We start from the raw sequence: 12,471 nt of genomic DNA, 5'->3' as shown, positions 1-12,471 counted from the left end.
TCGGGCGCTTCGCGATAGAACGAAGTCGGCAGCATTAGCAGGGCCAACCGGCATGAGAAGCCGGTTGGCCTGTTTGACATAAATGGTGGCGGAATGATGGAACACCACGTTAACAGCGGTTGGAATCCCCTGGTTATTCCCTCCCCGCGCACAAACGTATGGTTTTAGCACCAACAAGAACCGTCAGGATGGATTTGTTCCTGACGGTTCTTTCTTTTTTCCTTTAATCAGGTATTACTGCACGATGCAGCGTCTCCAACTTGTGTTCTTGCCGCTTGCCGGACATGCTTCAAAGAGATCGCCTGGGCGATACTGGCGCTTTTTTCCGGATTCGGATTCATACTCGCCTGCGGTTTCCACTCGGCTTCCGGTGCGGAACTGGAATTCAGCCATGGTTGATCACCTCGCTTTACTTGTATATGGTGTTCTTTGGCAGTAAAATCCATGCGTTTTTTGGAAAAATGCTTAAATTTAACTAAATGTTCGGAAATAAATTCATCGGAGCATTGATTCTAGGCGCGGGAATAGGTAAACTGGAGTTTATGATTGAGATTTTTCGTTTGATGGAGAGAGAGGCGGCCGATTTATGACCAAATCGCAGATGCGGCACATCCTCGACGCGATCGGGGAGATGTTTCCCGACGCCCATTGTGAACTGAACCATTCCAATCCTTTCGAGCTTACCATTGCCGTACTGCTTTCCGCCCAGTGTACGGACGAAACTGTAAATAAAGTAACGGCTACCCTGTTTGAAAAGTATAAGAAACCGGAAGATTATTTGGCCGTTCCTCTAGAGGAATTGGAGCAGGATATCCGAAGAATCGGGCTTTTCCGGAACAAGGCGAAGAACATCCAGCTTCTGTGCAGAATGCTGCTAGAAGAATACGGCGGCGAAGTCCCCGCGGACCACGAGAATTTGGTCAAGCTGCCCGGTGTGGGCAGAAAGACCGCGAACGTAGTGGTTTCGAACGCTTTTGGACAGCCCGCCATAGCAGTGGATACTCACGTGGAGAGGGTATCGAAGCGTCTCGCCATCGCCAAGGAAGCAGATTCCGTACTGGAAGTGGAAAAGAAGCTGATGAAGCTGGTCCCCAGGGACGAATGGACTCTCACACATCATCGATTGATTTTTTTCGGGAGATACCATTGCAAGGCGCAAAACCCGCAGTGCCCGGCATGTCCCTTGCTGGACGTGTGTAAAGAAGGCAAGAAACGTATGAAAATGCCCAAAACGAGAGATTCTAAAAAAGACAAGAAAAATTTGCCAGTGACAGCGGCACCAACGGAAACGACCAAGTAAACAAAGCGACAATCAAAGGATGGGATACCATGAAATGCATAGCCGTGTACACTAACAACTTCGAAGTATTTTCAGATATTTTCGAGAAAGTCATCAACACGCCGCTGAAGGAAGATGAAGAAAAGGAAATCGAGGGCATAACGGTAAGCGAATCCGGCAGTGTGCCCGACAATTACCTGGACCGCATGAAGACAAAGCGTGAGGTTGTCGTAATGAAGTCGAAGGATATCACAATTTTGCAGCATAGAGACGTATTTGAAATTTTCATTCCGGAAAAAGTGCTGCAGTAGCGCCGAAATGATAAGTGTCCGGAAGAAGATCAGCTTCGGCATCTTCGCTTATTCCGGACGCTTTTCCTTTTAATGGCGGCTAAATATCCGGGTTCTCCGTACAGTACACGGTTTCAGCCGCGGAGCGCAGGTTTTTACGGGGGAAAACTTCATGGGGGGCAAAAGCCGGATGAGCAAACTAATGGACGAACGAAATACAGCTGTAAACGAAGCTTGGGATAAAGCAGCGGATATGATGCGCCGGCAAGGGGATCGGCAGAATTCGTACAAGCTCGGCCAGCTTCAGCAAAAAAAGGCGTTTGGCACAATGTATATGGCGTTCTGCGGACATTTCTCGGCAGGAAAATCCAGCCTGATCAACAAGCTGTGCGGCCACGCGCTTCTTCCGTCCAGTCCCATCCCGACCAGCGCCAATATCGTCAGCATCCGCAGCGGAGAGCCTGGAGCGGCTGTAACCCGCAAAACCCCGGACGGAGAGGGAGCCCAAATCACCGTCCCGTTGGATGAGCTCGAAGCGTACTGTAAAAACGGGGAAGAGATTGAGAAAGTGGAAATCGCCTATCCGATTCCCTGGCTGAAGCGGGATGGTGTGCTGCTCGATACCCCGGGTATCGATTCCACCGACGACGCCCACCAGATGGCAACGGAATCCGCCCTTCATTTGGCCGATGCGGTGTTCTATGTGATGGATTATAACCATGTCCAGTCAGAGATCAACTTCGCGTTTACAAAGAAGATGAAAGACCGGGGCAAGCCTCTTTATCTTTTGGTCAACCAGATCGACAAGCATAAAGAGTCCGAGCTCTCATTCGAGTCCTATAAGGCATCCGTGCTCGAGGCTTTCTCCAATTGGAATATAAAGGCGGACGGCATTCTGTTCCTGTCGGTGAAATATCCGCATACCCTCCACAACGAGTGGGGCAGGCTGCAGGAGCTGATGTATGCGCTGATCGGGCGCAAAAAATCCCTGACTGAATGGAGTCTTCATACATCCGCCGTCCACTTGATCGAGGAGCATCGGGCTTATATGGCGGAGTGCAGCGAGCCGCGGAAGGCCGCTCTGAAGGAGGCGGCCCACGAGAGCGGCGGCAGCGGTCTTTTTCGGCAAATGGAGCAGTTGGAGGCCCTGTCGGACGAGATCCGCTCCAAGCCGGACCGCCTGCTCGCCGGGCTGCGGGACGAAGTCTCCAAAGTGATCGAGAACGCCAACATTATCCCCGCAGCCGTCAGGGACTTGGCGCATCGCTATTTGGAAAGCAGAAGGCCCGGGTTCAAAGCCGGATTCCTCACGCGTGCTTCCCGGAACGAGCAGGTAAGAACGGAGCGGCTGGAAGCGTTCCACAAGGCCATCGCCGAACAGGTTCAAGCTCAGCTTGATTGGCATATCCTGGACACCATTCGGAAGAAGGCCGTTTCCTTCGGTTTTCAACCGGCGAAAGTGTCTGAGGCGCTCGATTCGCTGCAGGTGCCGCTGACGCCAGGCTGGCTGGCGGATCAAGTTCAAAGCGGCGCAATGTTCACCAATGAATATACGATGAACTATTCCAAAAGCGCGGCGGCGGAGATCAAATCGATGTACCGCAAAAAAGCGTTCGGGCTGATCGACAACCTGGCAATGGATCTGCACACCTTATTGCAGCCGGAACTGACGCGTGCTGAACGGGAAATGGCGGAAATCCGCGAGAAGCTTGGAGCCTTTTACGAGCTGGAAAAGCTGGAGAAGGAAGAGTCCGCGTATATCGATTCCCTGCTATCGCTGGCAGTGCCCGCAACGGTGAATCCGCCTGCTGTTCCCAAGCCGGAGCTGCTGGACAATCCCGGTCCTGACGAGGCGGATAAACCCCTTATGCCCGGGAACGGCCTGTATTCTCCGGATGGGCTTCATATTGTGGCGCCGCAAGCGCAGCGGGCCCGAGAGGCAGCCGGAGAGAACCAAGGAACCCACCGTGACAGAATGAAGCAAACTGCGCAAAAGCTGCTCCGCGGGGCTGATATTATCGAAGACATCCCGGCGCTTTCCTCCCTCGTGCGATCCATGCGGGAGAAGGGTTCGCGGATGGTCGGCAACACGTTCACCATCGCCTTGTTCGGAGCGTTCAGCGCGGGGAAATCATCTTTTGCCAACGCCCTCATCGGGGAAAAAGTGCTGCCTGTCTCGCCTAATCCGACTACGGCGGCCATTAACCGGATCATGCCGCCCACACAGGAATGGCCGCACCGCACCGTGAGGATTGCGATGAAGTCCGCTGAATCGATTCTGTCCGATATGAACTATTCGCTGCATGCTCTCGGGCTGGAAGCCGGGGATATGGACAGCTGTCTCGCGGCGGTCGGCAAGCTCTCTCCTTCGCATGTGACGGGTAAAGGCAAGCCCCACTACGCTTTTCTTAAAGCGGTGGAGAAAGGCTGGCAGGAGGCTGAGCCCCTGTTAGGGCGGGAGATCCGCGCTGAGATGGAGCAGTTTGCGGGTTATGTGGCCGACGAAAGCAAATCTTGCTTCGTGGAATATATTGAATTGTATTATGCCAACGCGCTGACGGACCAAGGCATCGTCCTGGTCGATACTCCCGGAGCGGACTCGATCAACGCAAGGCACACCGGAGTGGCGTTCAATTATATCAAAAACGCAGATGCCATCCTTTTTGTCACGTACTATAACCATGCCTTCTCGCAGGCGGACCGGGAGTTTTTGCTGCAGCTGGGAAGGGTGAAGGACAGCTTCGAGCTGGACAAAATGTTTTTCCTCGTCAATGCGGCCGATCTGGCTTCAAGCGCCGAGGAACTGCAGGGAGTCGTCTCGCACGTGGAAGCGAACCTTGTCCAGCATGGTATCCGTAATCCCCGGATATATCCCGTCTCCAGCCTCGCGGCTGTGGAAGGCAAGCTCTCCGGGGATGAATCGGCGGCATCGGCATCGGGGATCATTGCGTTCGAGCGCGATTTTATCCGCTTCACGTTAGAGGAGCTGACTGATATTGCGGTACATTCCGCCCGTCAGGAGTTGAATAGGGCCAAAGCGACGCTGGAGCAGTGGATCGCCGGGGCCCAGGCTGGAGAAGCCGAACGCGCGCGTCAGCTGGACGGGCTGCTCGCGGGGCAGCAGGAAGCGGTGCGGCGGCTGGAGGCGGCAGAGCCGGACAACGAGCTTAAAGCGGTTGCCCAGGAAGTGAAGGAGCTTGTCTATTATGTCAGGCAGAGGACGGCTTTCCGCTTCGGGGAGCTTTACAACCAGGCCTTCAACCCCGCTGCTTTCCGGGAAGAAGGGCTTGATTTGAAAGAAATGCTGAAAGCGGCCTATCAGGACCTTATCAACCGGATTGCGTTCGATCTCTCCCAGGAGACGCTGGCGACAACGCTGAGGATGGAAAAATTCGCGAATGCAAAGGCAGCCCAAAAATACGGGGAGTGGGCGCGGCACATTGCCCAATTCGTTCCTTCTTACGAGTGTGAAGATTATGCAGCAGGCTCTTTCCCGACCCCTGCGGTCCCTGAGGGAATGCAGGGTGCGGAAGAGGACCTAAAGATGCTGTCAACCTACTATAAGAACGGCAAGCAATTTTTTGAAGGCGATGGCAAGGCAAAGCTGAAGTCCCGTTTGGAAGAGTCCATACAGCCGCTTATTGCAGGTTACCTGGAGGAAGCCTCGTCACTGCTTCAGCCGTTTTACCGGAGCCAATATGAAGCCTGGCACAGCCAGCTGCGGCAGAAGCTTGCCCGCGGTTTACATGAACATGTCGACGGTTTAAAAGAGGCGCTCGAGATGAGAGCGGATCCGGCGGTTTATGCCGAGAAAAAAGCAAAGCTGGAGTCGTTGTTGACATAATAAATTCGGAGTGCCCAGTACTCTCCCGGTGCGGCTGCTCTTTGGAGCAGCTGATATTTATGCAAATTCATGAAAAGGCTTACATACCGGCTTAGGGCGATGATTTAAAAGAATAGCTGTGATTGTTTGAACATTTTATGACAATATATTCCTATATGGGATTTTATCGGTATTTGCCCGAATTGCTAGCCTCCAGGTATGGTGTTAAGATTCATAAAGCTAATGACAATAAAAGCGTTACCAAAAATGAACATTAAGCGGCGCATTGAAGGCGCCGCACCATGTCGGGAGGGTGAAAATGGAAGTCCTCAAGCAGTTAAAAGAGTATTACTGGGAGCACCGCTGGCTGCTCGCAGCCTCGATTGTTTGTTTAATGTGTACGACAGTGCTCGGGTTGGTGTATCCGAACCTGCTGCGCTATTTGATTGACGACGTGATTAAACCGCAGAAATTTGAGCTCATCCCGAAATTATCGCTGCTTGTGATTGGGGTCATTATGGTCAAGGCCGTGTTCCAGTTTTTGAGCGGACTTACAGGGGGGCGGCTGGGCAACAGGGTGGCCTACAATCTGAGAAAAGCGGCGTACGAGAAGCTCCAATATATCTCGTTTCAGTATTACGACCAAGCCAGAACAGGCGATTTAATGTCCAAACTGACCGCGGATTTGGATGCGCTTCGCCAGTTTATCGGCTTTATTTTTGCCCAGATCCTTAACGTCTTCCTGATGTTTGTTTTCGGGGTGGTCATGCTGCTTAGCATCAATTGGAAGCTTGGACTTGTGACTATGGCTGCCATGCCTTTTCTGGGCTACTCCGCCATCCGGTTCCATTCGAAGATTCATCCGGCATTCCGTACGATCCGCACTTCGTTAAGCGATCTCACTACAACGGTGCAGGAGAACATAACGGGTGTGCGAACAGTGAAATCTTTTGCCAGAGAACCTTATGAAATCGACAAGTTTTCCAGCCGGAACGCCGAATACCAGGCGAATAACATCAAAGCTTCCCATATTTCTTCCAATTACTTCCCTGTGATGGAGCTTCTCGCGAATATGAGCGTCGTTATCCTGCTGGCGGCGGGCGGATATCTGGTTATCACGGAAGCAATCACGGTCGGGCAGCTGGTCGCCTGTTACAGCATTCTCTGGTACATAATCGGTCCGATGTGGGGCCTGGGCTTTTTCATCAACGCTTACACGCAGTCCAAGACTTCCTGCGAACGTTTGCTTGAACTGCTGAACATGCACATCCATATAAAAGACAAACCGAACGCCATCGAGCTGAACAAGGAAGAGGTAAAAGGGCATATCCGTTTTGAGAACGTGACTTTCGCTTATCCCGAGAAACAGCCTTCCTTGACGAATATATCGCTGGATGCGCCCGCAGGCTCGGTGATCGGTCTGTTAGGCGGCACGGGGGCAGGGAAATCGACGATTATCCAACTGATGCTCAGAGCCTACAATGTAAAAGAGGGCAGAATTACGCTGGACGGGCGCGATATTGCGGACATCTCTCTGGAAAGCCTGCGGAAGCAGATGGCGCTGGTGTTCCAGGAAACGTTCCTGTTTTCCTCTACGATCCGCAACAATATAGCCTACGGCAACCGGGATATCGACATGGAAGCCGTCATCCGCGCCGCGAAGATCGCCCAAGCGCACGATTTTATCAGCGAGCTTCCCGAGGGGTACGATACGATCGTAGGTGAGCGGGGATTGGGCCTGTCGGGAGGGCAAAAGCAGAGGATTGCGATAGCCCGAGCCATTCTGAACGATCCGAAAATTCTTATTCTGGACGACGCCACGAGCGCGGTGGATATGGAAACGGAGCAGGAAATCCAGGGCGCTCTGAGGGAAGTAATGAAGGGAAGAACGACTTTTATCATCGCCCACCGGATTTCCTCTCTCAAGCGTGCGGACGAAATTATTGTTTTGGATGGCGGAAAGATCGTACAAAGAGGCAGCCACGAAGAATTGCTCAAGATGCCGGGCAGATACTTGGAAACGTTTAAAATCCAATATTCCGACCAGCTTGTCGAGCCCGATCCTTCGCCTTCCAAAACCGACAGTGTCATCGATTTGGCAAAGCTGCGCGCCCGAACTTCATAATTTCTTCGTCTAGGAGGACGTACCCATGAATACCGAAGTGCACAGGAGCCAGCCTGGCCAAGCCCAGCCTCCCAAGCAGAATGTGAAGGACCGCTTCGTTTATCAGGATGACCAGGAAATCGATAAAGGCTTCGATTGGAGCCAGGTCAAACGGATGTTCCATTACGTAAAGCCTTACAGCAAACAGCTGCTGCCCGTCGTTATTGTTATGATGCTGGTGGGAGCGATTACGAAATTGACGATTCCTTTGCTTTTCGGAATTATTATTGACAAGGCCATCGCCGGGAAAAACCTGAATCTGCTGTGGTGGACCGTGGCCGGCATGCTTGCGGTTTACATTATTCAGTGGGCGGCCAATACATACCGGATCCGCTACACGAACCTGATCGGCCAGAAAGTGATTTACGACCTTCGCCATCATCTGTTTACGAACATCCAGAGCCTGTCTTTCCGGTTTTTCGATAAAAGGCCCGCGGGATCGGTTCTGGTTCGAATCACGAACTATGTTAACTCGCTTCAGGACCTGCTTTCGAACGGAATCATCAACCTGCTCATAGACTGTGTCCAGCTTTCGGGGATCGTTGTCATTTTGTTCTTCATTAACGTCAAGCTGGCTTCGGCCATCATTTTTACAGTTCCTTTAATGTTCTACATATCGACCTCGCTTCGCAAAAGAATCCGTATCGCGTGGCAGATCGTGAACACTAGGCAGTCCAGAATCAACGCCCACTTGAACGAAAGCATCCAGGGGATACGCGTTACACAGGCTTACACGCAGGAAAAAGACAATATGGCTTTCTTCGAGGAGATGAACAAGGAGAACCGCGCCAACTGGGACAGAGGGTCAAGATTGAACCAAACCTTCAACCCGCTGATTGAAGTCACTGGCGCGATCGGCTATTGCATCCTGTTCTGGTATGGCGGACATTTGATCCAATCCGGTGAAATTACAGTCGGTTTGCTCGTCGCATTTGCCAGCTACATCGGGAACTTCTGGGAACCGATTACCCGTCTCGGCCAGATGTATTCGCAGCTGCTTATCGCCATGGCTTCGTCCGAGAGGATCTTCGAGTTTATTGACGAGCAGCCCACTGTGCTGGAGCCTCAAGACGCCAAGCCGCTGCCTCCGGTGAAAGGCGATGTGAGCTTTGAGAATATTGTGTTCGAGTACGAACCGGGGCGACCGGCTTTGAGAGGCATTTCTCTTGATGTGAAAGCGGGACAAAGTATTGCCCTGGTAGGCCATACCGGATCGGGAAAAAGCACGATCATCAATCTGCTGTGCCGGTTCTATGATCCTGTGGAGGGCAGAGTGCTCATCGATGGCACGGATATCAGGGAGGTCACGGTGCAGAGCCTGCGTTCCCAAGTCGGACTGGTGATGCAGGACACGTTTATTTTTTCCGGCACGATACGGGATAATATCCGCTTCGGCCGTCTGGGCGCGACGGATGCGGAGGTGGAAGCCGCGGCCAAAGCGGTGGATGCCCACGGTTTTATCATGACGCTGCCGCAGGGCTACGAAACCGAGGTGCAGGAGCGAGGAAGCGTGCTGTCGATGGGGCAGAGGCAGCTGTTGTCTTTTGCGCGTGCACTGCTTGCGGATCCTGCCGTGCTTATCCTCGATGAAGCGACAGCGAGCATCGACACCGAGACCGAGCTGAAAATCCAGGAAGCATTGAAGGTGTTGCTCGAAGGGCGGACTTCCTTCATCATCGCCCACCGGCTGTCCACGATCCGCCATGCGGACCGGATCGTCGTAATGGATCACGGCAGGATGATAGAGGCCGGCAACCATCAAGAGCTGATGGAGAAGAAAGGGCATTATTACGGCTTGATCCAGGCACAGTACCGCTTCCTTCAGGAAGCAGCAACATTATAAATTGTTGCAGGAAGCTGCTCTTTCGGGCAGCTTCTTTTTTTGTGCGTAACGCAGAAGTCTATAATCAAAGACTCTCTCTATCATAAACGGATTTCCGCGTCTTACTCAATCAAAAGACAATCCGCCCTCGAGAGCCGAGTTGCAAAAACGCTTCAGAAGGATTACTCTAATTTATAATTATAAACGTGAATTCGCGTTAAAGCGAACTTGCGCGACATTATCTGAATTACGAAATGGGGGATCCGCTTGAAAAGGACAAGCACCCTGTGGGGCACGGCCGGGATTGCTGCTGTGCTCTCTACTTTACTTTTTGCGGGCGGATTTGTGTATGCCGTGAAAGATATACTTTATCCTGCTGCGGACAGCGGAATTGGACCCGTGCCTAAGTTGGAAGCATCCCGTCCCTATGTGGCGGACGGCAGCAAAATCAATATAGTGGCTCTGGGAGATTCTCTCACGGAGGGAGTGGGCGATATTTCGACCAAGGGTTACGTGAAGCAGGTGCAGGAAAAGCTGACGGCCAGGAACGGCAAGCCTGTTTACGTCCTTAACAATTTTGCGGTTTCCGGCTACCGGACGGATCAGCTCCTGAATGACCTGACGCAGAAAAAGCAGATCGGCCAAGCCCTCGCGGAAGCGGATTTGATTATGCTGACGATTGGGGGCAACGATATTTTTAACGGCGGAAAAGGGATTTTTGACAATCCGACACAGGAATTTAATGTGCAGGCCGCCTTGGAGCGGATGCCGGAAGCCTTGATCAGGCTGGACAAAATCCTGAAAATCGTCGGAGAAGCGAATCCGCGCGCCAAGATCATGTATATCGGCCTCTATCATCCTTTTCTGGATATAGACGCGAACAGAGACGGCTCCGCCGTTGTGGAAAAATGGAATAATGCCGCCTTCGGACTCGCCAACCGGTATCCGAACATGATTATGGTCCCTACCTACGACCTGTTCCGTTTGAATGGCAGAGGTTATTTGGCGGACGATCATTTTCATCCGAACGGGAAGGGATACGAAAGGATCGCTGACCGCATCGTGAACATTTTAGAGTAGCAAAGGATTGAATGACGGGACAGCGGAGGGGAAGCTTTTGAGCGCAAATGTCGTTCTATCGGTGAACGGGGTTAAGAAGAAAATCGATAACCGTATGATCATAAAGGGCATTTCTTTTGATGTCATGGAGGGCGAAATCTTCGGCTTTCTGGGCCCCAACGGGTCCGGCAAGACGACGACGATCCGGATGCTGGTCGATTTGATCCGTCCCACTGAAGGCACGATTGAAATCTGCGGCCATGATGTGCGCAAGGCCCATAACGAAGCGATGCTGCATGTAGGCTGTATCGTCGAGAATCCGGAGCTGTATCCGTATCTGACGGGATGGGAGAACCTGGAACATTTTGCAAGAATGATTCCGGGGGTTACCGGAGGAAGGATACATGAAGTGGCCGAGATCGTAGGCATGGACCAGCGGATACATGATAAAGTGAAGACATATTCGCTGGGCATGAGACAAAGGCTGGGCATTGCGCAAGCGCTGCTCGGGAAGCCGAAGCTGCTCATTCTGGACGAGCCTACTAACGGTCTTGATCCGCAGGGGATAAAAGAGCTGAGGCAGTTTATACGAAGGCTGGCTGACAGCGGCATAAGCGTATTCATATCCAGTCATTTGCTCGGCGAAATCCAGTTAATGTGCGACCGAGTGGCCATCATCCGGCGCGGTGAAGTGATTTCAGTCGGGAGGGTTGAGGAGCTGGTCGGCGGCGGGGAGGCTTCAGTCGTTTGGCACGTGTCCCCGGGCGATATAGCTTTCGAGCTGCTTGGCGGCGAGGACGGCATCCGCATCCTGGACCGCAATGATAAGGCTTGTGAATCCCGCTTGGAAGCTGTCCATGTCCAGATGCATCCGGAGCGGATTCCGCTTTTGAATGAGAAAATGGTCCGGGCGAATGTGAGAGTGCATTCCATCGAGACCAAAACTCCGACGCTGGAAGATTTGTTCCTCCGCCTGACGGAAGGTGAGCGCATTGATTAGCTTATACCCGCTGGTCCAGAACGAAAGCATCAAAATTATAAAAAAGCGCAGATTTTTAGTCGTTTTGGCGATATTGATGGTACTCATCCCGATTTTTACATACGCTCAGCTGAAGGTCGTCCAAACCAGCCAAAAACAGCTGGGAACGCAGGATTGGCGTGCGGATATACGGCAGAAGATCACCGACTACTCCCGATCCGTGAATTCGGGCCGCGGCCCCGATGAATGGAAGCAGTGGAGGCAGGTTCAGATTAAAATATGGCAGTACTATCTTGACCGCGATGTCGATCCCAGTTCTCCCAACGGGGTGACCTTCACCAGGGAATTCGTGAAAAACGCGTCCAGCTTGTTCATCCCGCTGATGGTGGTTGTCATTGCCGCCGATCTCGTTTCATCCGAGCACGCATCGGGAACGATCAAGCTGCTGCTGACCCGGCCGGTGAGCAGGTGGAAAGTGCTGATGAGCAAATTGATCGCCATTATTTTCTTCGTCTCTCTCACAGTGCTGGCCACGGGAGTGCTTTGTTATCTCCTGTCCGGAATGGTTTTTGGTTTTGCCGGATGGTCTGTGCCGGTATTTGTAGGTTTTCAGGCCGTCGGCACGAACATTGACCTGTCCCATGTGAAAGCCGTACCGCAGTGGCTTTATTTGTTGATGGAGTTCGGCCTCGTCTGGTTCTCGGCGCTGGTGGTGGGAGTCATGTCGCTGACTGCATCCGTGCTTCTGCGGAGCGCCTCCGTCAGCATGGGGGTCATGCTTGCCCTGCTCATTATGGGTCCTATCCTCACCAATATGGTCTCGTCGTGGGAAACGGCCAAATATTTATTTAACGTCAATTTGGGCCTGACCACTTATTTGTCCGGAGGGGTTCCGCCCATTAAGGGCATGGATCTCGCCTTTTCCCTGATCGTGCTCACCGTGTGGTCGCTGGCCTCGCTGGCGGTCGCTTTCTGGGCGTTCATCCGAAAAGATGTATTGAACTAGCCTCTGTGAATGAATATAATGCTAAGTAATAGTGAAGACAACTAAGGAG

At 52.4% G+C, this 12,471-nt stretch carries 9 protein-coding genes; 8 read left to right on the top strand and 1 reads right to left on the bottom strand.

The annotated features are described in order from the left end of the window. Positions 1-234: 234 nt before the first annotated feature. Positions 235-393 carry a hypothetical protein gene (locus tag ACZ5N7_RS06915; RefSeq protein WP_464658373.1) on the bottom strand — a complete coding sequence of 53 codons (159 nt, stop codon included), beginning with the start codon at positions 391-393 and terminating at the stop codon, positions 235-237. Positions 394-586: 193 nt separating this feature from the next. On the opposite strand from ACZ5N7_RS06915, the gene nth reads away from it, so the two are divergent. From nth to ACZ5N7_RS06875, 8 genes are all read left to right on the top strand, one after another. After that, positions 587-1,300: an endonuclease III gene (gene nth, locus ACZ5N7_RS06910; protein WP_464658372.1), complete on the top strand. Its 714-nt coding sequence runs from the start codon at positions 587-589 to the stop codon at positions 1,298-1,300. A 29-nt stretch (positions 1,301-1,329) separates the two neighbouring features. Continuing rightward, on the top strand, positions 1,330-1,590 hold the full coding sequence (locus ACZ5N7_RS06905; protein WP_464658371.1) for an NAD/NADP transhydrogenase alpha subunit: 261 nt from the start codon (positions 1,330-1,332) through the stop codon (positions 1,588-1,590). A 169-nt stretch (positions 1,591-1,759) separates the two neighbouring features. Next, the gene (locus ACZ5N7_RS06900) at positions 1,760-5,413 is read left to right on the top strand and encodes a dynamin family protein (RefSeq protein WP_464658370.1); all 3,654 of its coding nucleotides are present in this window, start codon (positions 1,760-1,762) and stop codon (positions 5,411-5,413) included. A gap of 298 nt (positions 5,414-5,711) precedes the next feature. Continuing rightward, positions 5,712-7,517 carry an ABC transporter ATP-binding protein gene (locus ACZ5N7_RS06895; RefSeq protein WP_464658369.1) on the top strand — a complete coding sequence of 602 codons (1,806 nt, stop codon included), beginning with the start codon at positions 5,712-5,714 and terminating at the stop codon, positions 7,515-7,517. A 25-nt stretch (positions 7,518-7,542) separates the two neighbouring features. Next, on the top strand, positions 7,543-9,399 hold the full coding sequence (locus tag ACZ5N7_RS06890) for an ABC transporter ATP-binding protein (protein WP_464658368.1): 1,857 nt from the start codon (positions 7,543-7,545) through the stop codon (positions 9,397-9,399). A 246-nt stretch (positions 9,400-9,645) separates the two neighbouring features. Then, the gene (locus tag ACZ5N7_RS06885) at positions 9,646-10,458 is read left to right on the top strand and encodes a GDSL-type esterase/lipase family protein (protein ID WP_464658367.1); all 813 of its coding nucleotides are present in this window, start codon (positions 9,646-9,648) and stop codon (positions 10,456-10,458) included. 94 nt (positions 10,459-10,552) lie between these two features. Next, positions 10,553-11,437, top strand: coding sequence for an ABC transporter ATP-binding protein (locus ACZ5N7_RS06880; RefSeq protein ID WP_464659176.1), 885 nt, complete (start codon positions 10,553-10,555; stop codon positions 11,435-11,437). Next, complete coding sequence (locus tag ACZ5N7_RS06875) at positions 11,430-12,422, top strand: ABC transporter permease subunit (protein ID WP_464658366.1); 993 nt, start codon at positions 11,430-11,432, stop codon at positions 12,420-12,422. Before ACZ5N7_RS06880 ends, ACZ5N7_RS06875 begins: the two co-directional genes overlap by 8 nt. The last annotated feature ends 49 nt before the right edge of the window (positions 12,423-12,471 follow it).

The organism is Paenibacillus sp. JCM 18996, assembly GCF_055392555.1.
The sequence above is the reverse complement of the archived record's forward strand: the minus strand, read 5'-3'. Positions and strand labels throughout refer to the sequence as shown.

Coding starts and splice junctions, on each gene's coding strand:
- ACZ5N7_RS06890 (WP_464658368.1), top strand. CDS start 7,543: ATGAATACCGAAGTGCACAGGAGCCAGCCTGGCCAAGCCCAGCCTCCC.
- ACZ5N7_RS06905 (WP_464658371.1), top strand. CDS start 1,330: ATGAAATGCATAGCCGTGTACACTAACAACTTCGAAGTATTTTCAGAT.
- ACZ5N7_RS06915 (WP_464658373.1), bottom strand. CDS start 393: ATGGCTGAATTCCAGTTCCGCACCGGAAGCCGAGTGGAAACCGCAGGC.
- nth (WP_464658372.1), top strand. CDS start 587: ATGACCAAATCGCAGATGCGGCACATCCTCGACGCGATCGGGGAGATG.
- ACZ5N7_RS06880 (WP_464659176.1), top strand. CDS start 10,553: ATGATCATAAAGGGCATTTCTTTTGATGTCATGGAGGGCGAAATCTTC.
- ACZ5N7_RS06895 (WP_464658369.1), top strand. CDS start 5,712: ATGGAAGTCCTCAAGCAGTTAAAAGAGTATTACTGGGAGCACCGCTGG.
- ACZ5N7_RS06900 (WP_464658370.1), top strand. CDS start 1,760: ATGAGCAAACTAATGGACGAACGAAATACAGCTGTAAACGAAGCTTGG.